Below are 24,106 nucleotides of genomic sequence, written 5' to 3' on the forward strand. Positions count from 1 at the left end.
CTCGCGGCACGGACTTGGCCACCCTCCAGGTGGTGGGCGAGGAAATCCGCCGCCGCCTGGCCGATCCGCAGGACGCCGTCCACGCCATCTTCCACCGGCACATCAACCCGGACGGCGAGCCGGGCGGCTGGGTGCAGGACGGATGGGCGGAGCCGGGGCGCTCCGTTTCCCCTCAGGCCCATTTGGGGAAGGACGTCATCGTCTTCGGGCCGAACGCCCCTCTGGACCACCTGTTCGATTTCAAGACGCAGGACGCCTTCACCGTCCTGGGGCCGGGCGTGGCCGTCACGGGCCGCTCGGTCATCGGGCCGGGTACGCGCATTTTGGGGAAGAGCCGGATCGAGGACTCTTATGTGACCGGCAGCCGGGATGCGAACGCCTATCTCCGCGATTCGACGGTGCGGGAATCCTACATCCACGGCTCCGAGCTGCGCCGCGCCACCGTAACGGGCCAGGCGCTGGTGAGCGCTTCCAAGATCAAGAACGGGATCGTGGAGGCGAAGGCCGACCTTTTCATGACCACGGTGAAGGGCGGCAGCCGCGTCGGCCCCGGCGTTTGGCTGAACCGCTGCCGGGTCCTCAACGGCGTCGCCGTGGAGGCGGTGCCCTACACGCGCATGGGGGAGACGATCCGCGACAACCGCTACGCGCTGGCCGTTCCCGAGCGGCCCTCGCTTTGGAAAGGCGCCCTTGACCGGGCTGCCGCGCTCTTCGAGCGGCCCCGGCAAAAAGAAAGCCCCGGCCAGAGTCCCGACCGGGGCGTTTCGCTGCGGAAGTAGCGCCGCGGGCTAGGCCGCGACGGTTTCCTCGCTGGCGTCGCTGGGCGCGCCGGCCTTCATCGCCTTGACGAAGTTGGCGCCCATTTCCCAGAGCGGTCCGGGGAACTTGCGCAGGTCGGTCAAAACCTGGTCGAAGGCGGTGATGAAGCGGTCGACTTCCTTCTGCCCGATCATGAGGGGAGGGAGGATCTTCACCGTGTCGCTCTTGTTGGCGGCCACCTGGGTGAGGATGCGGTGCTTGGTCAGCATGGGGGTGACCAGCAGCTGGGGGAAGAGGCTCTCATCCATGGCGTGGACGGCCTTCCAGCCCATCTTCATCATCATCGACTTCGGCTCGCCGAATTCGATGGCGGCCATGAGGCCCTTCACGCGGACGTCCTTGATGACCTCGTGCTTTTCCTTGAGGGCCAGGAGCTGGCGCTCCAGCTCGGCGCCTTGGCGCGCGGCGTTCTCCGGCAGCTGCTCGTCTTCCAGAATCGCAAGGGCCGCCAACCCGCAGGCGCAGGCCAGGTTGTTGCGGCCGAAGGTCGTGGAGTGGACGATGCAGCGGTCCAGGCGGGAGTAGACCTTCTGGTAGATGGAACGGCGGGTGATGACGGCGCCCGCGGGGACGTAGCCGCCGCTGAGGGTCTTCGCCAGGGTGATGATGTCCGGCTCCAGGTTCCAGTGCTCGAAGGCGAACCACTTGCCCGTGCGGCCCAGGCCGGTCTGCACCTCGTCGCAGATGAAGAGGGTGCCGTATTTGCGGCAGAGGGCCTGCGCCTGCGCGTAGGTGTCGCCCTTGGAGAAGAAGACGCCCTTGCCCTGCACCAGCTCCACGATGAGGGCGGCCACATCGCCCTTCTTCAGCTCGGCCTCCAGATCGGCCAGGTTTTCCAGCGCCACATTGGCCGCGCCGGGGACGAAGGGCCCGAAGCCCTCGTGGAAGTAGGGGTTGGCCGTGACGGAGAGGGAGCCGTAGCTCAGGCCGTGGTAGGAGTTCTTGAGGGAGACGATGCGCGGGCGGCCCGTGGCGCATTTGGCGAACTTGAGGGCCCCTTCCACCGCTTCCGTGCCGCTGTTGCAGAGGAAGACGGAGTTGAGGTGGGGCGCGCCCTGCTTGGCCAGGCGCTTGACCAGGGCCTCGGCCAGCAGGCCGCTCATGAGGGCGGAGTCCATCTGCACCATGTTGGGCAGGTTCATTTCCAGCACGTCGCGGATCGCCTTTTGGGCGACGGGGTGGTTGCGGCCGATGTTGTAGGTGCCGTAGCCGGAGAGGAAGTCGAGGTAGTCGTTCCCGTCCATGTCGTACAGGTAAGCCCCTTCGGCGCGGGCGTAGACCTTGTCGAAACCGATCATCCGCTGGACCTTGACCAGCGTGCGGTTCAGATACTTGTCGTGCAGATCGTAATTCTCACCCAGACGGGTGGTCACCAATTCCTTGAGGTCGAGGGGCATAAAAGAAGCCCTGATTCAAGCACTCCGGCCCGGGGGGATCAAGCGTCCCCTTGTTTAAAACAGGGGGGAGAAAAGCCGTTTTCTCTGAGTAGTTTACCGGATGTCGACCGTCAGCTGGGCGGAGGCGGTCACTTCCTGGGTGCCCCCCTGGACGTCGATGGGGACAGGGGCGGAGGCGGGGGCGGCCTTTAGGGCCATGGCGCGGAGGAAGGGGCGGGGGCCGGGCTGGTCGGCGTTGATGCTCAGGTGGCGGATGGCGCCCTCCTTGAGGCCGGCGGCGTCCAGGGCGGCCCGGGCCTTGGCCTGGGCGTCGCGGACGGCCAGCGCGATGGCCTGGCCGCGGGCGGCGGTCCGGTCGGCGTCGGAGACGAAGGGGCGGACTCCCTCCACGGCGGTCGCTCCGTGGGCCAGGGAGCCGGTGACCAGTTCCCCGACTTTCTCGACGGGGACCTCGAAGTGGACGGAGATCCGGCCGTCGAAGCCGTTCGGCTTGGCCGCGCCGTTGACGAAGTCGTTGTGCGGATTGACGGAGACGGTTTCCGTCCGGATCTTTTCCGCGCGCTGGCCGGAGAGGAATTCCTGCAGGGAGTGGGAGGCCTGGCCCAGGTGGGCGTTGAGGTCTTCCAGCGTCGCCTCATGGAGAACGATGGCGACGGTGGCTTCCGCACGGCTGGCGGCCAGCTCGACGCGGCCCTCGCCGCTCGTCTCCAGGGTGGAGGTGTCGGCCGATTGGCTCCGGGCGGAGCGGGCGATGCCCGAGGCGCAGAGCCAGACCAGCAGGAAGAAGCCGACGAGGACGAGGAATCCGCGGGAAATCATGCCCGCAAGTTAACCCTTTTTCCCCTCCGGTCGATCCGAAAGCGAGAAGAGTTCCAGCGGCAGGGCGCGGGGCGGCGCGTCGGTGACGATCTGGGCGGCGGGCAGCTCTTCCCCGTGGTCGGAGGCGCCCAGCTCCTTCAGCTTGCGGGCGGAAACCAGGACGCGGCTTTCCAGGGAGGCGGTGGCCTTGTTGTAGGCGGCCATCGACTGCCCCAGGCTCTTGCCCAGGCTGTTCCAGTGCTCCACCAGGGTCAGGAAGCGGCCGTAGAGCTCCGCCCCCAGGTCCCGGACTTCCTGGGCGTTTTCCGCCAGGTGTTCCTCCCGCCAGCCGTAGGCGACGGCCTGGAGGAGGGCGATGAGGGTCGTCGGCGTGGCGATGAGGACGCGGGCCTTCACGCCGTCCTCGATCAGGGCCGGATCGTGCTCCAGCGCCGCGCCGAAGAAGTGCTCCCCGGGCAGGAAGAGGATGACCAGCTCCGGGCTGGGGGAGAACTGCTCCCAATACTTCTTCCGGCTCAGCGCGGTGACGTGCTCCCGGATCTGGCGGGCGTGCTCCTTGAGCTTCTGGCGGCGGATTTCCTCGTTCGGCGCCTCGATCGCTTCCAGGTAGGCGGAAAGGGGGGCCTTGGCGTCGACGACGACGGTGCGCTGGGAGGGGAGCTTGACGATCAGGTCGGGCCGCTGGCGGCCGTTTTCCCCGCCGCCGACCGACTGTTCCAAAAAGTCGCAGTGGCGGAGCATCCCCGCCATCTCCACGACGCGGCGCAATTGCAGTTCCCCCCACTGCCCGCGGGCGGAGGGGGAGCGGAGGGCGGTGGCCAGGTTGGCCGTCTCCGTGCGGAGGCGTTCCTGGCTCTGGCCCATGTTTTCCAGGTGCTGGCGCAGCCCCTCGTAGGCCCCGGCGCGGGTCTTCTCGATCTCGCCGATCTTCACCTCGAATTTTTCCAGGCTCTCCCGCACCGGGCGGACCAGCTCCTGGATGGAGATCTGGCGCTTTTCCAAGTCGCCCCGGGCCGCTTCCTGGAATTTCTCCAGATTTTCCTTGGCCAGCTCCAGGAAGCTGCGGTTGTTGGCGGCCAGGGCCTCGCCGGAGAGGGCCTTGAAGGAATCGCTCAGGCGTTGCTGGGCGTCCTGGAGGGCGGCTTCCTTTTCCGCGGCGGCTTCCAGGCGCGTTTGCAGGACGGCCACGCGCCGTCCGGCGTAAAGGTAGCCGATGGCCGCTCCCAGGAGGAGGGCGGCAAGTGCGGTGAGCCAAAGCATTCCCCTACGGTAGGCCGTGGCGGGCGCGCCGCAAAGGAAACCTTGCGCCGCCGGGCGGGTCGGGTAGTTTCGGCCTCGCTTATGTCGTTTCAAGATCTGGGGCTCTCCGAGAGCATCGTCCACGGGGTGCAGTGCATGGGATACGTCGATCCGACGCCTATCCAGCTCCGCTCCTTTCCGCTCATTCTGGGAGGAAAGGACTTCATCGGCTCCGCCCAGACCGGCACGGGTAAGACGGCCGCCTTCGGCCTCCCTATCCTGAGCAAGTTGGGCTCCCACAAGGAGGGCCGGCCCCGGTGCCTCATCCTGGAACCGACCCGCGAGCTGGCCGCCCAGGTGGAAACCGCCTTCCGCGACTTTTGCCGGTTCAACGACCTCCGCACCGTCGCCCTCTACGGCGGCGTCGGCTACGGCCCCCAGAAGACCGATTTGCAGAAGGGCGTCGACGTCATCGTCGCCACGCCGGGCCGCCTCCTCGACTTCATGGAGCAAAAAGTCGTCGACTTGAGCCAGATCGACTTCCTCGTCCTGGACGAGGTCGACCGCATGCTCGACATGGGCTTCATCCCCGACGTCCGCCGGATCGTCGGCCAGTGCCGCCAGGAAGGGCGCCAGTCCCTGCTCTTTACCGCCACGCTGCCGCCGGAGATCGAGCGCCTCGCCTCCTTCGTCCTCAAGGACCCGGAAACCATCGAGATCGGTGGCCGCCGCTCTCCGGCCGAGACGGTCACCCACGCCTTTTACCCCATTTCCGTCTCTCAGAAGTACGATCTCCTCCAGGCCCTCCTGGACCGGACCAACTATGACAGCGTCCTGGTCTTCGCCCGGACAAAGTTCGGCGCCGACAAGATCGCCGCGCGGCTGGAAGAGATGAAGCACTCCGTCACCGTCCTCCACTCCAACCGCACCCAGCGGGAGCGCCTCGACGCCCTGGAGGGCTTCAAGAGCGGCAAGTACGAGGTCATGGTCGCCACCGATCTGGCGGCCCGCGGCATCGACGTCCAGGGCGTCAGCCACGTCATCAACTTTGACGTCCCCCTCCACCCGGAGGACTACGTCCACCGCATCGGCCGCACCGGCCGCGCCCAGAGCACGGGCGACGCCTTCACCCTGGTCACCGCCGAGGAGCAGAAGGCCGTCGAGTCGATCGAGCGTTTCATCGGCCAAAAGGTTCCCCGCCTGAAGCTGGACGATTTCCCCTACCGCTACACCGCCCTCTTCAGCACCTCCCCCGCCGCCAAGCGGCCCGCGCGGAAGCTCGGCGTCCGCCGCCGGAAGTAGTTTTTACCGTCTTTCGGCCTTTTTCCTGCTATAAGGAAAAGGCCATGCTCCGTTACGCCAACCACTTAGGCACGTATGAGGGGGAAACCCCGCGTGATGTGCTGCAAGTCCTTCATGGCGAGGCTTTAAAGGGATGGCAGTGCTCCCTGGAAGAGTGGAAGGAATGGAACCGGGACCTTTGGAAGGCCCAGGTGAACCTCGATCTTCCCACCGGCAACGACCCCATCAGCGAGGGGCTTTTCCTGGACGGCTTGGTCCGGGCGGGCGTTTTGGAAAGGCGGGAACATGTCGGTCGATAAGAAATTGGCCGCTCTTCTGAGCCGGGGCCACGCGCAGCCGAAGGACGTCTTGTCCCTCGACTTGGGCCGTTGGCCGGTGCCGGACCACGATCCGGATGCCCTGCTTCAGCAGCGCTTCATCTTTCGCAACCAGGCGCGGGGAGAGGGGACCTTCGCCGTCGCGCGGGGCTTCCTGAGCTTGCCGGAGCATCCCGGAGAATTGGATCGCGGGCATCTGCGGGAGATCTACGACTTCGAACCGTCGATCACCTCTTCCTTCTCCCGCCGGGGCTCCCGGGAGCTGGACGCCGCCGTCCTGGCGCATGAGACGATCCACCTCATGCAGTTCCATGCCGCCAACCTCGACTTTATCCTAGGCGTCGACCGGAACGAGACGCCGCTGGAAAAGACCCGCTGGGGCGGCGTGGGGCCGGTTTTGGAGCCTCTCCTGGCGCGGGAAGAGAGCGAGCATAAGACCGCCCAGCGCCACGCCGAGCTGCGCCGTACCCTGGCCGGCAAGGACCAGGGGGAACGGCATGAGATCTATCCGCTCCTCTACCGGGAAAACCAGGCCCGGCTTCACCAGATCGTCGCTTCCTACGTCCGGCAGGGGCACGAGCCGCCGCAGAACCGGCGGGAGCTGGTGGCCCTCTCCGGCGTCCTGGGCGGGAAAAAAGAGATTGGCTCCTTCGCTCCCGGCACCCAGGGCCGTCCGGAGGACGTCGCCGCCTGGCAGGCCGCTCTCGACATCCGGGAGGGCGTCCTCAGCCGCCTTAAGGAGCCGCACCGGCGCGCCGCCTTTTTCAAGACGGCGGTGCCGGAGATGTACGGCACCCTTCTTGAGTTCTACGGCGATCCCCGGGGCCGGGTGAAGATGGGTTTCCCCGCCAGCCCGGTCTATGCCCGGAACATTGCCGACCAGATTCTCTTCGAGCACTTTTCCTCCCCCAATCCGGCCCAGTGGCGGAAGCTGGCGGAGAAGATGGGCGTCAGCAGCCGCCTGTGGCGCCCGCCCGCTCCCGTGCGGGAGCATTGGTCGGACGAGAAGTGGGAGCGGATGGCCGCCAAGGCCGAGCCGGAACTCCTGGGCCGCCTGCTCCAGATCGGCGCCGCGACGGGCCACGCCAAGTCGCTGCGGCCACTGCTGGAGGCTTACCGGGAACGGGCGCCGCACTACAGCCGGACGTTCCTCCAGGCGTTGGAATGGGATAATTTAAAGGGAATGAAGGCGGACGTGAAGTCGCCCCAGGCGGCGCTCCTGCGCCATGCGGGCCATCTTTTCCGCAGCGACCGCTTGGGGGACGAGCGGGACGCGCTGGACTGGCAGCGGCTGAACGGGGTGGCCTTCCGCAAGCCGGGCAGGCTGGGCCTCCATCCGGACGAGACGCAAGGGACGCATGCGTCCCGCCGGAAGGGCGGCCGGGCGGATTAGGCCGTTAACACTCTGCCTGGGTCTTACGCCGCGACCGCGGCGGGGACCAGGGAAGCTTGACGGTAGGCGCGGTGCCAGGCGCGCATCGATGCGCGCAGCTCGCGGGTGGAGGCGCGCAGCTCGGAGCGAAGTTCGCTCAGGCGCTGGCGGGAGTGCTCCAGCTTCTTTTCCGTGGCGCGGGCGTATTCCTGGCGGCGGGTTTCCCACGCCTCGGCGGCGTGGTGCAGGTGGGCGCGTGCGGCTTCCAGCAGGCGGTGGCTGGCTTCGGAAAGGGTCTCGGATTTGGTTTCCATGCGGACGCGCAGGAGGCGCTCCTTCTCGGCGATCTGGGCCAGCATGATCTTCTCGTTCGGCACGCGGCGCAGGTTCTCGGCCAGGCCCAGGCGGTGGAGCAGCCAAATGGTCCACTTGGTGGGATCCCACTGCCAGCGCTGCACGCCGTTGCGGTAATCGTGCTGAAACTCGTGGTGGTAGTTATGGTAGCCCTCGCCGAAGGTGAAGATGGCCATGATCCAGCTGTCCTTGGCGCTGCATTTGGCGGAGTAGGGCTGGTTGCCCACGGTGTGGCAAAGGGAGTTGATGAAGAACGTGACGTGGTGGACGCAGACCACGCGAAGGAAGCCGACGATGATGAGGCAGCCCAGGACGCCCGCCCAGCCGTTCCAGAACCAGCCGACGGCCATGGGCATGATGAAGCCCATCAGGAAGGCCAGGCGCTGGATGTAGGTGTGCTGGAACATGACCAGCTTGTCCTTGCGGAGGTCTCCCACGTTGTCCAGGGGCACTTCCGGGGTGTAGCGGAGGAAGAGCCAGCCCATGTGGGCGTACCAGAAGCCCCGGCTGATGTCGTAGGGGTCGTCGTCGTGGTCGACGTGTTTGTGGTGGCGGCGGTGTTCGGAGGCCCACATGAGGACGGAGTTCTCAAAGGCGGCCGCGCCGAAGAGGAGGGTGGCGATCTTCACCGGCCAGGAGGCCTTGAAGGCGTTGTGGGAGAAGAGGCGGTGGTAGCCCAGGGTGATGCTCATGGCGCAGGCCGAGAACATGAAGAGGAAGAAGGCGAAGAGGAACCAGCTCCAGCCGTAGTGGGCGAGGTAAAGCGGGGTGCCGACGGCGGCGATCAGGAACGTGCCGAAGAGGAAGAGGGTCGTCGTCCAATTGATTTCGTGGGCTTTGGTGATTCCAAACATAAAAAAGGGCGCGGGGCGGGTATGGGTTAAAGGGTCAGGGTATGGAGGTCCCGGGGGATTGCAAGGGAATTACCCCACCCCCCTTTGTCCGGAATTGCTCCCCAAGAGAGAGTTAGCTCTGAATGTAGGGGGGCTGAAGGTAGCGGTTGGTCCGCTTTTCCTGGCCGATCGTCGTCGCCGGGCCGTGGCCGGGATAGACCACGGTTTCGTCCGGCAGCGGGACCAAATGGCGTGCGATGCCTTCCAGCAAAGTCTTTTGGGAGCCTCCGGGCAGGTCCCAGCGGCCCACTGCTCCGGCAAAGAGGACGTCGCCGCCCAGCACCCGGGCTTCCGCCTTGTCGTAAAAGGCGACGCTGCCCAGGGAGTGCCCCGGGATGTGGAAGAGCTGGAAGTCCCGCCCCCCGCACGCCCATGCCAGGCTGCCCTGTTCGGGGACGGCCAGGTCGGTCAGGTTTTTGACCAGGGGGAAGCGCTCCACGATGGCGAAGCGGTCCAGGTAGTCGATGTTCTCCGCCAGGGGGCGGTCGGCCGGGTGGAGGTAGACGGGGCAGTGGTGGTCGGCCTCGATCCGTCCGGCGTCCCAGATGTGATCGAAGTGGCCGTGGGTAAGGAGGAGGGCTTCGATCTTCAATCCCTGCCTTTTTACAGCCTCCGCCAGCCCTTCCGGCGCGTCGAAGCAGAGATAGCTGCCCTCCGCGCCGGGCAGGAGGTATGCGTTGGTTTCCAGCGCGCCGCCGGTGTAGAGGATCGGTTGGGTCATGGGCGGGGGAAAAAGTCGGGGTCCGGGCGGGAGAAGTCAAGGCGCGTGGCGGCGATTTCCTCCGCGTAGGCGGCGGCCGCGTCGTCCCCGGGGGAGGGTTCCCGCGCCGTGGTGAAAAGGCCGAAGCGCGGGGCGTAGGTGCCCCACTCGTAATTGTCGACCAGGGACCAGTGAAGGTAGCCGATGAGGGGCCAGCCATCCCGCTTCATCCGCCGGACGACGGCGAGGTGCTGCCGGATGTAGTCGCTCCGCCGCAGCCCGTCCGGGCGGGGGTGGTGGCGCTCCAGGTCGGAGCGCGTGGCCATGCCGTTCTCCGCGATGAGGACGGGGAGGTGAAAGCGCTCCACGGCCCGCAGGAAGAAGTCGAGCCCCTCCGGCAGGACCTTCCAGTCCCACCACTTCGCCATCATGCCGTCGAACAGGCGCTCGCGGAAGGGGCGGCGGCGGGTCTTTTGCAGCGGGTCCTCGTCGTTCCAATGCGGCCAGCGCAGGGCGTGGGCGACGAAGGGGTCGTAGTAGTCGATCGCCAGGAAGTCGACGGGCGCGTCGGGCGATTCATAGACCAGGTCGGCCAGGCGCTCCCAGCTCTCGTCGATCGCGCAGAGGCGGGCCAGGCCGTGGTGGGCGCGCTTGAGGGCCTCCCCCAGCCACCGGCGCAGCGGCGAGCGGATGGGAATCCGGGCGCGGAGGAGGGAGGCCTCGAAGGCGCCGGCCTGCTCCCGCAGGTGCGCCGACAGGCGCCCCCGGGGCACCCCCTGCGCGCGGGCGAAGAGGAGGTCGAGCCACCCTTGGTCGAACCAGTAGAGGTCGTTGCAGTAATTGTTGAAGGAAACCTGCGGAGCGGGGCCCAGCGGATCGTGTTCCGCGTAGAGGGCGTGGAGGAGCCGCCGGGCGCGCAGGTGGGCCTCCAGCAGGTGGGCCATGCAGCGGAGGGCGGCCCGGGGGCCGCGCCGGCCGGAGGGGAAGGCGCTGCTCAGGTAGGTGCAGAGGGAGAGGACGTTCGGCTCGTTGATGGTGATGAAGTAGCGGGGCGGCCCGCCGCGCCCGTCCAGGTCCCGGCGGAGATGCTTTAGCAGGTAGAGCGCGGTTTCCCGCACGTAGTCCAGGTAGTAGTCGATCGTTTCCGGATAAAGCCAGGCGTCCAGGCCTAGCCACGCCGGGTGGGCGAAGTGGTGCAGGGTGACGACCGGCTCCAGCCCCGCCGCCTGGCAGGCGGTGAGGATCTCCGCGTAGCGGCGGAGCGCCTCCGGGTCGAAGGGCGGGGCGGTGCGGGGAGGGGGCGCCAGGCGGTCCGGCGCGGGCTGGCCCGGCTGGATGCGGGACCAGGAGAGGCCCAGGCGGAAGGCGTTGAGCCCCATCTCCCGGCAGCGGGCAAAGTCCTCCTCCGCGCGGGTCCAGAACCCGGCCGCCTCCCCGGAAGGGGCCACGCGCCCCTCCCGCTCCGCCCAGGCCCAGTTCGTCTGCGGCTGCAGGGGGCCGTTGAAACCGCCCTCGTGCTGCTCGGCGGAGGAGGAGACGCCCCAGAGGAAGTCGTGCTGGGAGGCGGCGTGGGTGCTGGCGGGATGGGGCAGGTTTCCCGGCCAGACAGTTTCCGGGGGGCGGCGGCTGCTCATGCCTTCGCCTTCCCGGTTCCCGCGCTGGCGGAAAAGATCAAAACCCGGTTTCCCATTTTCCCCTCAGGGTAATTCGCCAAGACGGCCTTGTCTAATTCCAACGTGCCTATAGATTGGATGCCTTATGCAAATCTTCATCGATTCCGGGGATACGAAAGAAATCAAGGAAGCCGCCTCCTGGGGCACCGTCGATGGAGTGACGACCAACCCCTCCCTGGCCGCCAAGAGCGGAAAGAACTTCAAGGAGCTGATCCACGAGATCCTGCAGATCGTCGACGGCCCGGTCAGCGCGGAAGTCGTCAGCCTCAACGCGGACGAGATGGTCAAGGAAGGCAAGGAATACGCCGCCTGGCACAAGAACATCGTCGTGAAGGTCCCCCTCATCCCCGAGGGGCTCAAGGCCGTGAAGCGCTTTACCGAGGAAGGCATCAAGACCAACGTCACCCTCTGCTTCAACGCGAACCAGGCCCTCCTGGCCGCCAAGGCCGGCGCCACCTACGTCAGCCCCTTCGTCGGCCGCCTGGACGACATCAGCACGGACGGCATGCAGCTGATCCGGGACATCCGCGTCATCTTCGACAACTACGGCTACGAGACGAAGATCCTCACCGCCTCCGCCCGCAGCCCGATGCACTTCCTGGAAGCGGCCAAGATCGGCAGCGATGTCATCACGGCTCCCTTCTCCGTCCTCCAGCAGATCATCAAGCACCCCCTGACCGACAGCGGCCTGAAGAAGTTCCTGGAAGACTGGGAAAAGACGAAGAGCAAGTAGTCCCGTGAGCCGGACCTACAACGTCGGCGTCGTCGGGGCGACCGGCGCGGTCGGCCAGGAGGTCGTGCGCCTTCTGGAGACGCGCGCCTTCCCCATCGGCGAGCTGCGCCTCTTCGCCTCCTCCCGCTCCGCGGGGAAGACCCTGCGCTTTGGCGGGCACGAGCTGCCGCTCCTCCCCCTGACGGAGGAGGGGATGGCGGGGCTCGACTTCGTCGTCTTCAGCGCCGGGGCGGGGCGCTCGCGCGACTTCGCTCCGCTGGCCGTGAAAGCCGGGGCCGTCGTCATCGACAACTCCTCCGCCTACCGGATGAACCCGGACGTCCCCCTCGTCGTCCCGGAGATCAACCCGGGCGACCTGGCCAAGCACAAGGGGATCGTCGCCAACCCGAACTGCACCGCCGCCATCCTGGGCACCGCCCTCTGGCCGTTGCACCAAAAGGCCCAGATCACCCGCATCGTCGTCTCCACCTACCAGTCCGCCTCAGGCGCGGGCGCGCAGGCCATGGCGGAGCTGGAAGGGCAGGTGAAGTCCTACGCCGCCGGCGCGGCGCTGGAAAAGAGCGTCTTTCCTCACCAGATCGCCTTCAACGTCTTCTCCCACAACACGCCGATCGGCGAGAACGGCTACAACGAGGAGGAGAACAAGGTCCGCGAGGAACTGCGGAAGATGTTCCACGAGCCGGAGCTGCCCATCTGCGCGACCTGCGTCCGCGTGCCGGTGCTCCGCGCCCACTCGGAATCGGTCGTCATCGAGACGAAGAAGAAACTCTCCCCGGAGGAGGCGCGCGAGATCCTTTCCCAGGCCCCTGGCGTCCGCGTCGTCGACAACCGGGACGCCAACCACTTCCCCATGCCGCTGGAGGCCAGCGGCGAGCTCGACATTCTGGTCGGCCGCATCCGGGAGGACCTCTCCCACCCGCACGGCCTGGCCCTCTTCATCAGCGGCGACCAGCTGCTGAAGGGCGCGGCCTGGAACGCCGTCCAGATCGCCGAGACGCTGGCGAAGGGTTAGCGGCGGCCCCTCCCGTTTGCCCTTTTCCCGGGGCGATTTAACTTAAGGGAGTGAGCTGGCAGGTCGTCCATGAAAGGGGGATTCGCCTGCCGCAGGTCGACCTGTGGCTCGATCCCCCCTTTCCCGTCGACCGGGCCTTCGTCTCCCACGCCCACTTCGACCACATGGCCCGCCATCGGCGGGTCATCCTGACGGAGGGGACCTCCCGCCTCATGGCGGCCCGGATGCCCGCGGAGCGGGAGGAGATCGTCCTGCCCTACGACACGCCCTACGCCCTCGACGCGGAGACGGAGCTGCGCCTCTACCCGGCGGGGCATATCCACGGCTCCGCCCAGCTCTGGCTGCGGCGGGAAGGGGAAAGCCTCCTTTACACCGGCGACTTCAAGCTGCGGGAAGGCCGCTCCGCCGAAAAGTGCGCCGTCCCGCAAGCCGACGTCGCCATCCTGGAGACGACCTTCGGCCTTCCCCACTATGTCTTCCCGCCCACGGAGGAAGTCCTGAAGCGGATCGCCGGATTCTGCCGCGCCGCGCTGGAGGAAGGGGAGGTGCCGGTCCTCCTGGGCTACTCCCTGGGGAAGAGCCAGGAGCTGTTGGCCAGCCTGGCCGAGGCCCGGCTCCCCCTCATGCTCCACCCGCAGACGGAGCGGATGACCAAGATCTACGAGGCGATGGGGATCGTCTTCCCGCCCTACCGCTCCTTCGACCTGCCGGAATGCGCCGGGCGCGTCGTCATCTGCCCGCCGCAGGCCAACGGTTCCGCGTGGCTCAAAAGGATCCGGCCCCGGCGCGTCGCGGCGGTGACCGGCTGGGCGATGGATCCCAACGCCGTCTACCGCTACCAGTGCGACGCGGCCTTCCCCCTTTCCGACCACGCCGATTTCCCGCAGCTCCTTGAATTCATTGAGCGGGTCGGTCCCCGACGGGTCTACACCGTCCACGGCTACGCGCACGAGTTCGCGCAGACCCTCCGCGCGCAGGGGATCGAGGCCTGGGCCCTGGAAGGGGACAACCAGACCGAGCTGTTCCTTGCCGCGCCGGAACCCGCCGTGCCGGTCGCCTTTCCCTTGGTCCCGGAAGCGGAGGCCGCGCCGGGGACCTTCGCCGCGCTGGCCGCCACGGCGGAGGCGGTGGGCAAGGTTTCCGGCAAATTGGAGAAGCGCGATCTCTTGGCCGATTACCTGGGGCAGCTCGATGCCGACGGCCTGGCCGCCGCGGCGGTCTTCTTCACCGGGCGGCCTTTCCCTTCCTCGGCCCACCTTACGCTCAACCTGGGCAGCTCCCTCATCCGCCGGGCGGTCCTGGCGATTGCGGGGACGCATGAGGGAGAGTTCCGCGCCCTCTATCGCCGTTTCAGCGACACGGGCGACACTGTGGAGGCGCTCCTGCAAGGCAAAACCCGGCCCGCGCCGCTGCCGTTGCCGGAGCTGGAAGGGTGGTTCCGGGAACTGGCCGCCACCTCCGGTCCCGCGCAGAAGGTCGAGCGGCTGGAGACGATGCTCCGCCGCCTCTCCGCCCGGGAAGGGAAGTATCTTTCCAAGATCGTCACAGGGGACCTCCGCATCGGCTTGAAGGAAGGCCTGGTGGAGGAGGCCCTCGCGCGGGCCACGGGCCGCCCGCTGGAAGCGGTGCGGGAAGCCAATCTCCTGGCGGGCGATCTGTCCGCCGTGGCCCGGGCCGCCTTGGGCGACGCGCTGGCTTCCCTTCAGCCCTCCCTCTTTCATCCGCTCCAGCTCATGTTGGCCAGCCCGGAGCCGGACGCGGCGGCGGTGGTCGAGCGGCTCGGCGCGCCGGTCTGGCTGGAGGAGAAATACGACGGCATCCGCTGCCAGATCCATAAAGGAGCAGGTGCGAAAGGCGTCGAGCTTTACTCCCGCGAGCTGCGCCGGACGACGGGCCAGTTCCCGGAGATCGTCCGCGCGGCCGCCGGGCTGCCGGGGGAGCTGATCGCCGACGGGGAGATCCTGGCTTGGGAAAAGGGCCGCGCCCTTCCCTTCGCCTCGTTGCAGAAGCGGCTGGGCCGCCAGGGGGACGACTTCTTCCTGGGGCAGGAGATCCCGGTCACCCTCCTCCTCTACGACCTCCTCTGGCAGGACGGGGAGAGCCTCCTCAAGCTCCCGCTGCGCGAGCGGCGCGCCCGGCTGGAAAAGCTGGCGTTGCCGCCCGGCGTGGGCCTGGCCCCGCGCTCCCTGGCCGCCGACGCGGTGGAGGTGGAGGCCGCCTTCCTCCGCGCCCGCGAGCGGGGGAACGAGGGGCTCATGGCGAAGGACCCGGAGAGCCCGTATACGCCGGGCCGCCGGGGCCTCTCCTGGATCAAGCTCAAGAAAGCCTACGCCACCCTCGACGTGGTCGTCGTCGCCGTCGAGCTGGGCCACGGCAAGCGGCGGGACGTCCTCTCCGACTACACCTTCGCCGTCCGGGACGAGGAGACCGGCGCGCTCTTGCCCGTCGGCAAGGCCTACAGCGGCCTGACCGACGCCGAGATCGCCCGGCTGACCGAGTTCTTTTTGGAACACACCCTGGAAACGCGCGGGCGGCGGCGGATCGTCGACCCGCAGGTGGTGATCGAGGTCGCCTTCAACGGCATCCAGTCGAGCGACCGGCACGCCTCCGGCTACGCCCTGCGCTTCCCGCGTATCGCCCGCCTGCGGCCGGACAAGAGCCCGGCGGAGATTGACACCCTGCAAACCTGCCGCCGCCTGGCGGCGGGCATGGAGGCGGCGGCCCCGGCATGAAAGGCCTCCATCCCCGCATCCTGGATTGGTTCGAGGGGAAGTTCGGCCGCTTCACCGCCGGACAGGCGGGAGCGATCCCGGAGATCCTGGAAGGGCGCTCCGTCCTTCTTTCCGCCCCTACCGGAACGGGGAAGACCCTGGCCGCGTTCCTGGGCGTCTTCGACCACCTCCTGCGCGCGCAGGAGGCCCAGGTGCTCCCCTCCGGCATTGTCGCCGTCTACGTTTCCCCGCTGCGTGCCCTGGCCTACGACCTGCAGAAGAACCTCCAGGGCCCGCTGGAGGAGATCGGCCTCGGCTTCGTCCGCGTCGGCTCCCGCACGGGGGACACCACGGCGAAGGAGCGGGCCGCCCAGCGGCGGCGGCCGCCCCACATCCTCGTCACGACGCCGGAGAGCCTGCTCCTCCTCCTTTCCCAGCCGAAGCTGGCCGATTCCTTCGCCTCCCTGCGCTACCTGGTGGTCGACGAGCTGCACGCCCTGGCGGAGAACAAGCGGGGCGTTCATTTAATGGTGAGCGCCGAGCGGCTGGAAGCGCTGGCCCCGCGGGGCCTGGTCCGCATCGGCCTCTCCGCCACCATCGCGCCGCTGGAGGAAATGGCTTCCTACCTGGGAGGCGGGGGGAAGCGGCCCGTCATCGTCGCCCCGCCGGCGGAGGCGGAGCGGAAGACCCTCATCGAGGTTTTTTCCCCGCTCCGCCGGGATCCCTATCCGTCCGCGGGGTACACCGCCGGACGGGTCATGAAGGAGCTGGCCGCGCTGGTCGCGGAGACGCGGACGACGCTCATTTTCACCAACACGCGCAGCGGCGCGGAAGGGATCGGCTACGGGCTGAAAAACGCTGCCCCGGATCTGGCCGACCGGATCGAGGTCCACCACGCCTCGCTCGACCGGGAGATCCGCCTCCACGTGGAGGACCGGCTGAAGCGCGGGGAGCTGCGGGCCGTCGTCTGCTCCGCCACGCTGGAGCTGGGGATCGACATCGGCTCGGTCGACCTGGTCGTCCTCATCTCCGCGCCGAAGGGGGTGGCCCGGGCGCTGCAGCGGATCGGCCGCTCCGGCCACGCCGTCGACCGCGTCAGCCGGGGCATCCTGGTGGCGACGAACATTAACGATCTGGCCGAGTGCTGCGTCACCGCCCGCATGGCGGAGCGCCGGGAATTGGAGCCGGTCCGCATTCCGCGGAACAACCGGGACGTGCTGGCGCAGCACCTAGTGGCCCTGGCCGCCTGGGGCGGCTTCACGCCGGACGCCGCCTTCGCGCTGGTGCGGCGCGCCTATCCTTACCGCGATCTGCCGCGCGGGGAGTTCGATCGCGTCCTCCGCTACCTGGCAGGGGGCGGGAAAAGCCTGGAACAGGCTTACACGGAAACCTTCGGCAAGGTGGCCTTGGCGGAAGGCGGGGCGCTGGCGCTGCCCCGGCCCCAGGTGGCGCGGCAGTTCTACCAGAATGTCGGCACCATCGTCTCGGAGAGCATGGTCCGCGTGCGGAAGGGCCGCCGGAACCTGGGAGAGGTGGAGGAGAACTTCATCAAGCGGGTCGAGCCGGGCGGCGTCTTCGTCCTCAACGGGCAGACCGTCCGGCTGGTGAAGACGCAGTTCCTCACCGCCACCGTCGTCGATGCGCGCGGCGCGGTGCCGAACGTGCCGCGCTGGTTCGCCAACAAGATGCCTCTGGCCTCCGGCTTGGCCCGGGAGGTGGCGCGAATGCGGGAGCGGATGGCCCGTTTCTTTCCGGAGGGGGGCGGCCCGCACGACCTGGCGCCCGCGATCGAATGGCTGGTCGAGGAATACGGCATCACCGTCCGCAACGCGGAGGCCCTGGCCCGCCAGATGGCGATGCAGGCCCGCGTCTCCGTGATCCCCACCACGCGGGAGCTGGTCGCGGAGATCGTGCGGGAGGGGAACAAGGTCCACTACTTCCTCCACTCCCTCATCGGACGCTCCGCCAACGACGCGCTCTCCCGCGTGCTGGCCTGGCGCGTCCGGCGGCGGAAGGGGGGCAACGCCCTGGTCACCGTCGACGACTACGGTCTCCTCCTTTCCTTAAGGGACTTCCAGGCCCTCGACGCGGAGGACTGGCGCGCCCTCCTCAACCCGGAAGGGGCGGAGGCCGACCTGCGCGAGTCCCTGCGGGAGGCCGACCTGGTGAAATGGCACTTTCGCGGCGTGGCCCAGACCGGCCTCATGGTCCCGCGCCAGGTGCGCGGGGAGGCGCGGCGGCCCAAGGTCCTTCAGTGGAGCAGCGACATCCTCTTCGAGGTCCTGCAGAAGCACGAGCCCGACCACCCGCTCCTGGAACAGGCCTACGAGGACGCCACCCACGGATTCCTCGACATCAAGCGGGCTGTCGCATTTATGGAGGAGGCGCTGACGCTCCCCGTCCGCTGGGTGCCGGTGGAGCGGGTCAGCCCGTTTTCCTTCGGCATCTACGTGAGCGGGATCAAGGAGACGATGATGATGGAGGACCCGGAGACGGCCATCGAGCGCCTCTACCACGAGCTCTATCACGACCTGGAAAGGACCGCCGATGCCGCCTGAGCCGAAGCGCGTCCGCCAGGAAGTCGCCCCCGGCGTCTGGCTCGACGCCGCGCGCGCCCTTTACTTCAAGGAGCACGGGACCCTCGTCTTGGCCGACCTCCACTGGGGCTACGCCCGCAGTTTCCGGGCCCGCGGGCATCTCTATCCCCACTGGGGAGACGCCCAGCTGCGCGCCGCCCTTCTGGAACTTTTGGAAGCCTACACCCCCGCCCGGATGATCTGGCTGGGGGACGCCCTCCACGACGCGGCGGGCCGGGAACCGGCGGAGGAGTTCCTCGCCTCCCTCGACCCTTCGCTGGAGCAGGTCGTCCTTTCCGGCAACCACGACCGGGGTTGGCCCGCCGTCACGGCCGATTCCTGCCGCCTGGGACGCTACGTTTTCCACCATGGCCACCAGAAATTCTCCGAGCCCCGGCGGGAGGGAGACATTGAGGTCGTCGGCCACTTCCACCCGGCTCTCTCCTGGGGGGACGGGGCGGGCCTGCGGCTGAAGCTGCCCGTCCTGGTCCAGGAACCGGGCCGGTGGATCGTCCCGGCCCTTTCCCCCTGGGCGGCGGGGACCGATTGGACGCCCCATCTGAAGGGGGAGGACCGAGTCTGGCTGCTCTCCCCGCGCCGGATTTTTTCGTGGCGGGCGGGGTAGGGGACGGGTAGGCTGGAACCTCCCCAATTCCATGAGCTCCAAAGTCATCTCCGGTCCGGCCTTCGTGGTGAAGGACAATATCGACACCGACCAGATCATCCCCGCCCAATACCTGATGCTGGTCCCCACCGTTCCGGCCGAATACGACAAGCTCGGCTCCTACGCCCTGTGCGGCCTGCCGGAGGGGGAATACCCCACCCGCTTCATCGCCGCGGGGGAGACGAAGACCAAGTACCCGATCCTCATCGGCGGAAAGAATCTGGGCTGCGGCTCCTCCCGCGAGCACGCCCCCATCGCCCTGGGCGCCGCCGGGTGCAAGGTGGCCGTCGCCCAGTCCTACGCCCGCATCTTCTTCCGCAACTGCATCGCCACCGGCGAGGTCTTCCCCTACGACATCGACGAGCGCCTGGTCGACGAGATCAAGACGGGCGACCACGTGGAGATCGACTTCGACAAGGACCAGCTGCGCGCCAACGGCAAGACCTACCAGCTCAAGCCCCTGGGCGACGTCCGCCCCGTCATCGAGGCGGGCGGCATCTTCAACTACGCCCGCCAGTCGGGCATGATCCCCTCCGCCTAGTCCATGGGCGCGCATAAGATCGCGGTGCTGGCCGGCGACGGCATCGGCCCGGAGGTGATGTCCGTTACCCTGCCGCTCCTGGAAAAGATCGGCGGGCGCTTCGGCGTTTCGTTCGAGTTCACGGAGGCCCTGGTCGGCGGCGCCGCCATCGACGCGGCGGGCAAGGCCCTGCCGGAGGCCACCGTGGAAACCTGCCGCGCGGCGGAAGCCATCCTCTTCGGCTCCGTCGGCGGGCCGAAGTGGGAACACCTCCCCCCCAACGAGCAGCCGGAGCGCGCCGCCCTCCTGCCGCTGCGGAAGATCTTTAGCCTCTACGCGAACCTCCGCCCGGCCATCTGCTACCAGGAGCTGATCCACGCCTCCCCGATCAAGAACGAGCTGATCCCCCAGGGCTTCGACATCCTCGTCGTCCGGGAGCTGACCGGCGGCCTCTACTTCGGCAAGCCGAAGGAGACCGTCGCCACGGAGCGCGGCGAGCGCGCCGTCGACACCATGGTTTACGAGACGCCGGAGATCGAGCGGATCACCCGCTCCGCCTTCCAGGCCGCCCGGGGCCGCCGCAAGCGCGTCACCCTGGTGGACAAGGCCAACGTCCTGGAAACCAGCCTCCTGTGGCGCAAGACGGTGAAACGGATCGCGCCGGAATTCCCGGACGTGGCCCTCGACTTCGTCTACGTCGACAATGCCGCCATGCAGGTGGTGAAGAACCCCGCCGCCTACGACGTGCTGCTGTGCGAAAACATGTTCGGCGACATCCTCAGCGACGAGGTGGCCGCCGTCACCGGCTCCCTGGGCCTCCTGCCCAGCGCCTCTTTGGGCGAGGGCCGCTTCGGCCTCTACGAGCCCTCCGGCGGCACCGCCCCGGACATTGCGGGGAAGGGAATCGCCAACCCGATCGCCCAGATCCTTTCCGCCGCCCTCCTCCTGCGCTTCAGCCTGGGGAAGGAAGAGGCCGCCGCCGCCATCGAGGGGGCCGTCCGCCGCGCCATCGCCGACGGCTACCGCACGGGCGACATCTACAGCCCCGGCACCAAGAAGGTCTCCACCGTGGAGATGGGCCAGGCCATCCTGGAACGAATCTAAAACGCCATTCATGACCGCCGCCGCCGAATCCGTCCCTGTCAGCACGCACGACCCCGTCAACGCCCAGATCCTGGCCGTTTCCGAGGACCGCATCGGCGGCTTCCACCGGCAGCCCCTGCACGAGATCGCCCGCCTTTCCGAGGTGCCGCTGGAAACCGTCGTGGAGCGGATCCGCGCCATGCTTCAGGCGGGCACCATCCGGCGCGTCCGCCAGACCCTGATGGCCAACGACCTGGCCCCCGGCGCCCTCGTCGCCTGGCGGGTGCCGCAGGAGCGGCTCGACGCGGCCTTCGACTACCTCTTCCAAAAGGACCCCTTCAGCGGCCACGTCGTCGTCCGCTCCACGGACGCGGAGACGGCCGGTTCCCAATACAAGCTCTGGACCACCCTCAAGGTTCCCCAGGGCTTCTCCATGCAGAAGCACGGGGAATACCTGGCCCGGCAGATCGGCGCCGACCATTTCAAGCTGATGCCCGCCAAGGGCATCTTCGTCCTGGGCGTCGGCCACGTCCGGCGGCGGGAAATCCCCTTCGGCTCGAAGGGGGAGGCCCCCGCCGCGATGCACGCCATCGAGGTGCAGGCCCTTTCCGATTTGGAGTGGCAGGTCTTGGTCGCCCTCAAGCGGGAATTCGCCGTCGAGGAGCTGGTGCCGGACCTCTGGGCCGCCCGCGCGGCGGAGGCCGGGATCTCCCTGGAGAAATTCTACGAGGTGGCCGAGGGGCTGGTGAAGCGCGGCGTCGTCGGCCGTTTCTCCACCTTCCTGGAGCATGTGAAGGCCAACGCGGCCGGGGAGCGGGTCACCCGCTTCAACGCCCTCTTCCACTGGGCCGTGCCCAAGGGGCGCGAGCTGGAGGCGGGCTGCCAGGTGGGCCGCTTCCACATCCTCACCCACGCCTACTGGCGGGAGGGCGGGCCGGAGTTCAACCACGTCAACATCATGGCCGTGGCCCACGGCACCGATAAGGAAAAGGTCCAGGGCCACAAGGCGGCCATCGACGCCCATCTCCGGGAAATGGGCATCCCGGTGAGCTACACCAACATCTTTTGGGGCGGACGGAGCGAGATCAAGCCCTCCGAAATCGCCCCTCAGGCCTACAAGGCCTGGGCAGAGGCCAACGGCGTCGACTGGCGCCAGATGACGGCTTAACGGCCTTTTGTTTTTTGCGGCGGGAGCGCCGCCTCCACGCCGGGGAGGGAGGCCCGGGCGGCCGCATGAAAGACGCCTCTCTCCAGGCGCGGCAGGGAAGGGAGGCTGCGGTGGAGCGTCTCGTCGGCGATCTGGCCGAAATCGATTTGGGAGCGGCTTTCCTCCGGCACCTGTTCCCACAATTGGAGCATTTCCGGGATGCGGCCCTGCCAAAGGCCGGGCTGGAAGATCTGCTCCAGGTTTCCCGCGTGCGTGGCGGTGCTTAGAACGCTCCGCCCGGCGTCGTTTGCGGTCAGGAAGTGCTGGGCGGTCAGCTGCGGCCCCAGGATAGCCACCGCCTGTCCCAGGTGCCCGTTGCTGGCCATGGCATGCAGGGAAGTCCACCCATCGCCATCCGGGAGGAGCAGGTGCTCGGGAGTCAATTTCTGGCCCGGACTCAAAAGGGAGGCGATTTGATCGAGGTGCCCCTCTTCCGCCGCCTGATGCAGGGGAGTCCTGCCCCGGCTGCCGTGGGTCAGCAGATGGTGGAGGGAAAGGGTTTCCCCGTCCTGGTTCAAGATGGCTGCTGCCTGATCGAAGTGACCGAACATCGCCACCCAATAGTAGAGCGTGTCGCCGGCGCTGTCCCGGAGGGAAAGGTCCTTAGAAGAGAGGGGGTGGTCCGTGTCCTCCAGGATGGAGGCCACCTGGTTCAGGCAACCATACCGGGCCGCCCAATGCAGGGGCGTGTACCCCTTGTTGCTTTTCAGGAGGAAGTGGGCGTGGGTGAGCTGGTGTTTTTCCGCGAACGGGAGGAGCTCGTATTCGGTGATGGCCTCGTAGATCCGCCATTCCGTTTCCCGGGAAAGGGGAAGCGCGGTTTTTTCGGGTGCGTCGGCCATGAGACTCAATTCGGCTATTGGCCGTGTTCGCGGACGGGGGTTTCCCTGGTGGGAAGGGCAATGGCCGGACGGGAGGCGGCGCGGAAGGCGTCGGGGTCCAGGCGGGGAGGAACGGTGCGGCTTAAGAAAAGGGTCTGCCGGGTGATTTTGGGGAAGTCGATTTGGGAGCGGTTTTCTTCCGGCACATGGCACCAGAGGCGGAGCATTTCCGGCACGCGGCCATGCCAGAGGGAGGGTTGGAAGACTTGGCGGAGGTTGTCATGCTCCGCCGCTTGGATCAGCGGCGTCTTGCCGGAAGCATTCGGTGCCAGGAAGTGCTCGGCGGCGAGTGTTTCGCCGGAATCCTTAAGAAGGGCGGCGACTTGATCGAGGTGGCCGCCGTGGGCCGCCCAATAGAGGGGGGAGCTATTCGATCCGTTGCCGGCCAGGAGGTGCTCCAGTGTCAGGCGTTGGCCGGACTCTTTCACAACGGCGGCGATTTGGTCGAGGTGCCCCGTAAGCGCCGCGGGATGGACGGAGGAGTCTCCGAAGCGCGTGGGGGTAAGAAAATCTTCCAGGATGAGCCTTTGCCCCGCTTCCTTTACGGCGGAAGCGACCTGCGGGAGGCACCCTTCCTGGGCCGCCCACACCAAGGGGTAATAGCCGTCCCCGTCCAGGGAGAGGAAGTGTTCCCGGGAAAAGGCAAACTCGGCGGTTAAGGCGGGCAGCTCCCCGTTCAGGATGGCGCTTCTTAACCGTGTGGAGGTTGCCACGGTTGGAAGCGGCACGATTTTTTCGATGGGAGCGTCCATGAACCTTGATTCGGCTATTGGCCGCGTTGAAGGGAGGGGGATTCCCCGTCGGGCGGGGAGAAACCCGGGCGGCGGGCGGCGCGGAAGGCGTCGGCGGCGGGGCGGGGAAGCGCCGGACGGCTGGAAAGGGAGGCTTCGCCGGAAACCTGCTCAAAATCGATTTGGGAGCGGTCTTTTTCCGGGACGTGGCTCCAGAGCTGGAGCATCTCCGTCAGGCGGCCTTGCCAAAGGGAGGGCTGGAAGATTTGATCGAGCTGGCCTTCCCGGGCCGCGCCGTGCAGGGCGGTGTAACCATGATCGTCTTTGACCAGGAAATGCGTCGGGGAGAATGTTTCCCCGGAATCTTTCAGGGCGGCGATGACTTGGTCGAGGCGGCGATGCCAGGCGGCTTGATGCAAAGGGGTGTCGCCGTGACCGTTCTGGTTTTCGATGAGAAAATGTTCCAGGGAAAGCGCGTAGTCCTGGTTGAAGGAGAGAAACGCATCGTTTTTGAGGGATCTGACCAATAGTTCCGCTGTCCTGGGACTCAAAGGCAGGGATTTTTTGGCTCTTTCACCGGGCATGAAAGAGTAATTCGGCTATTCCCAAGGCCGAGCCGCCCTTCCGAAGGCTAAGAGAGGTCTTTCAGAGCGGCCAAAACCTCGGAGGCGTGCCCCTCCGGCTTCACCTTTTCCCAAATGCGGGCGATTTTCCCAGCCGGGTCGATGAGGAAGGTGGTCCGGGCGATGCCCATGTACTTGCGGCCGTAGAGGGATTTTTCCACCCAGACTCCGTAGGCTTCGGAGGTTTTCTTCTCCACATCGGCTAAAAGCGGATAAGGCAGGCCGAACTTTTCCGCGAATTTTTGGTGGGATTTCACCGGATCGGGGCTGACGCCGACGACGGCGGCGCCCGCTGTCAGGAGCGCGTCGTGCCGGTCGCGGAAGTCACAGCTCTCCACGGTGCAGCCGGGGGTGTTGTCCTTGGGATAAAAGAAAAGGACGAGCGGCTTTCCCGCAAAGTCTTTCAGGGAGATTTTCCCGCCGTCCTGCGTCTCGCCGGAGAAGGCGGGCGCTTTCCCGCCGACTTTTTGGGAAGCCATC

The 24,106-nt window shown here is 67.3% G+C and carries 22 protein-coding genes; 12 read left to right on the plus strand and 10 right to left on the minus strand.

Annotated features, from left to right (window positions below):
* The first annotated feature begins 14 nt into the window (after nucleotides 1-14).
* Nucleotides 15-779, plus strand: a complete 765-nt coding sequence (locus PW734_07385; GenBank protein MDE1171013.1) for a hypothetical protein — start codon at nucleotides 15-17, stop codon at nucleotides 777-779.
* A 9-nt stretch (nucleotides 780-788) separates the two neighbouring features.
* Here the strand turns inward: PW734_07385 and PW734_07390 are convergent, their stop codons facing one another.
* The 3 genes from PW734_07390 to PW734_07400 all read right to left on the minus strand — a co-directional run bounded on the left by PW734_07390 (nucleotide 789) and on the right by PW734_07400 (nucleotide 4,295).
* Nucleotides 789-2,216 carry an aspartate aminotransferase family protein gene (locus tag PW734_07390; GenBank protein MDE1171014.1) on the minus strand — a complete coding sequence of 476 codons (1,428 nt, stop codon included), beginning with the start codon at nucleotides 2,214-2,216 and terminating at the stop codon, nucleotides 789-791.
* 93 nt (nucleotides 2,217-2,309) lie between these two features.
* Nucleotides 2,310-3,035 (minus strand): SIMPL domain-containing protein, encoded by a 726-nt coding sequence (locus PW734_07395; protein MDE1171015.1) that lies wholly within the window; start codon nucleotides 3,033-3,035, stop codon nucleotides 2,310-2,312.
* A 9-nt stretch (nucleotides 3,036-3,044) separates the two neighbouring features.
* A complete protein-coding gene (locus PW734_07400) occupies nucleotides 3,045-4,295 on the minus strand; it encodes a DNA recombination protein RmuC (GenBank protein ID MDE1171016.1) in 1,251 nt (416 codons plus the stop codon).
* An 81-nt stretch (nucleotides 4,296-4,376) separates the two neighbouring features.
* Here PW734_07400 and PW734_07405 point away from each other — a divergent pair, with 81 nt between their 5' ends.
* The 3 genes from PW734_07405 to PW734_07415 are packed head-to-tail and all read left to right on the plus strand — an operon-like array spanning nucleotide 4,377 to nucleotide 7,286.
* A complete protein-coding gene (locus PW734_07405) occupies nucleotides 4,377-5,576 on the plus strand; it encodes a DEAD/DEAH box helicase (GenBank protein MDE1171017.1) in 1,200 nt (399 codons plus the stop codon).
* A 44-nt stretch (nucleotides 5,577-5,620) separates the two neighbouring features.
* Complete coding sequence (locus tag PW734_07410) at nucleotides 5,621-5,875, plus strand: hypothetical protein (GenBank protein ID MDE1171018.1); 255 nt, start codon at nucleotides 5,621-5,623, stop codon at nucleotides 5,873-5,875.
* Entirely contained in the window at nucleotides 5,862-7,286 is a 1,425-nt protein-coding gene (locus tag PW734_07415; GenBank protein MDE1171019.1) for a hypothetical protein, read from the plus strand. The genes PW734_07410 and PW734_07415 overlap by 14 nt, the downstream gene beginning before the upstream one ends.
* A gap of 23 nt (nucleotides 7,287-7,309) precedes the next feature.
* Here the strand turns inward: PW734_07415 and PW734_07420 are convergent, their stop codons facing one another.
* The 3 genes from PW734_07420 to PW734_07430 all read right to left on the minus strand — a co-directional run bounded on the left by PW734_07420 (nucleotide 7,310) and on the right by PW734_07430 (nucleotide 10,846).
* The gene (locus tag PW734_07420) at nucleotides 7,310-8,473 is read right to left on the minus strand and encodes a fatty acid desaturase (GenBank protein MDE1171020.1); all 1,164 of its coding nucleotides are present in this window, start codon (nucleotides 8,471-8,473) and stop codon (nucleotides 7,310-7,312) included.
* Between the two features lie 112 nt (nucleotides 8,474-8,585).
* On the minus strand, nucleotides 8,586-9,233 hold the full coding sequence (locus tag PW734_07425; GenBank protein MDE1171021.1) for an MBL fold metallo-hydrolase: 648 nt from the start codon (nucleotides 9,231-9,233) through the stop codon (nucleotides 8,586-8,588).
* Nucleotides 9,230-10,846, minus strand: a complete 1,617-nt coding sequence (locus tag PW734_07430) for a family 1 glycosylhydrolase (GenBank protein ID MDE1171022.1) — start codon at nucleotides 10,844-10,846, stop codon at nucleotides 9,230-9,232. The genes PW734_07425 and PW734_07430 overlap by 4 nt, the downstream gene beginning before the upstream one ends.
* Before the next feature lie 124 nt (nucleotides 10,847-10,970).
* On the opposite strand from PW734_07430, the gene fsa reads away from it, so the two are divergent.
* Genes fsa through PW734_07470 form a run of 8 tightly spaced genes read left to right on the plus strand, consistent with a single transcriptional unit; the run spans nucleotide 10,971 to nucleotide 21,352 of the window.
* Nucleotides 10,971-11,618, plus strand: a complete 648-nt coding sequence (gene fsa / locus PW734_07435; GenBank protein MDE1171023.1) for a fructose-6-phosphate aldolase — start codon at nucleotides 10,971-10,973, stop codon at nucleotides 11,616-11,618.
* A gap of 4 nt (nucleotides 11,619-11,622) precedes the next feature.
* On the plus strand, nucleotides 11,623-12,630 hold the full coding sequence (locus tag PW734_07440) for an aspartate-semialdehyde dehydrogenase (GenBank protein MDE1171024.1): 1,008 nt from the start codon (nucleotides 11,623-11,625) through the stop codon (nucleotides 12,628-12,630).
* Between the two features lie 50 nt (nucleotides 12,631-12,680).
* Entirely contained in the window at nucleotides 12,681-15,362 is a 2,682-nt protein-coding gene (locus PW734_07445; protein MDE1171025.1) for an ATP-dependent DNA ligase, read from the plus strand.
* On the plus strand, nucleotides 15,359-17,899 hold the full coding sequence (locus PW734_07450; protein ID MDE1171026.1) for a DEAD/DEAH box helicase: 2,541 nt from the start codon (nucleotides 15,359-15,361) through the stop codon (nucleotides 17,897-17,899). Before PW734_07445 ends, PW734_07450 begins: the two co-directional genes overlap by 4 nt.
* Complete coding sequence (locus PW734_07455) at nucleotides 17,889-18,542, plus strand: hypothetical protein (GenBank protein ID MDE1171027.1); 654 nt, start codon at nucleotides 17,889-17,891, stop codon at nucleotides 18,540-18,542. Before PW734_07450 ends, PW734_07455 begins: the two co-directional genes overlap by 11 nt.
* Before the next feature lie 31 nt (nucleotides 18,543-18,573).
* A complete protein-coding gene (locus tag PW734_07460; GenBank protein ID MDE1171028.1) occupies nucleotides 18,574-19,122 on the plus strand; it encodes a 3-isopropylmalate dehydratase in 549 nt (182 codons plus the stop codon).
* A 3-nt stretch (nucleotides 19,123-19,125) separates the two neighbouring features.
* Entirely contained in the window at nucleotides 19,126-20,205 is a 1,080-nt protein-coding gene (gene leuB / locus PW734_07465) for a 3-isopropylmalate dehydrogenase (protein MDE1171029.1), read from the plus strand.
* A 10-nt stretch (nucleotides 20,206-20,215) separates the two neighbouring features.
* A complete protein-coding gene (locus PW734_07470; GenBank protein ID MDE1171030.1) occupies nucleotides 20,216-21,352 on the plus strand; it encodes an Lrp/AsnC family transcriptional regulator in 1,137 nt (378 codons plus the stop codon).
* Here PW734_07470 and PW734_07475 read toward each other — a convergent pair.
* From PW734_07475 to bcp, 4 genes are all read right to left on the minus strand, one after another.
* Entirely contained in the window at nucleotides 21,349-22,233 is an 885-nt protein-coding gene (locus PW734_07475; GenBank protein MDE1171031.1) for an ankyrin repeat domain-containing protein, read from the minus strand. The genes PW734_07470 and PW734_07475 overlap by 4 nt on opposite strands.
* 14 nt (nucleotides 22,234-22,247) lie before the next feature.
* The gene (locus PW734_07480; protein ID MDE1171032.1) at nucleotides 22,248-23,024 is read right to left on the minus strand and encodes an ankyrin repeat domain-containing protein; all 777 of its coding nucleotides are present in this window, start codon (nucleotides 23,022-23,024) and stop codon (nucleotides 22,248-22,250) included.
* Nucleotides 23,025-23,038: 14 nt separating this feature from the next.
* Complete coding sequence (locus PW734_07485; GenBank protein MDE1171033.1) at nucleotides 23,039-23,530, minus strand: ankyrin repeat domain-containing protein; 492 nt, start codon at nucleotides 23,528-23,530, stop codon at nucleotides 23,039-23,041.
* Nucleotides 23,531-23,634: 104 nt separating this feature from the next.
* On the minus strand, nucleotides 23,635-24,105 hold the full coding sequence (gene bcp / locus PW734_07490) for a thioredoxin-dependent thiol peroxidase (protein MDE1171034.1): 471 nt from the start codon (nucleotides 24,103-24,105) through the stop codon (nucleotides 23,635-23,637).
* Nucleotide 24,106: the final 1 nt, after the last annotated feature.

The organism is Verrucomicrobium sp., from assembly GCA_028283855.1.
Lineage (GTDB): Bacteria > Verrucomicrobiota > Verrucomicrobiia > Methylacidiphilales > GAS474 > GAS474.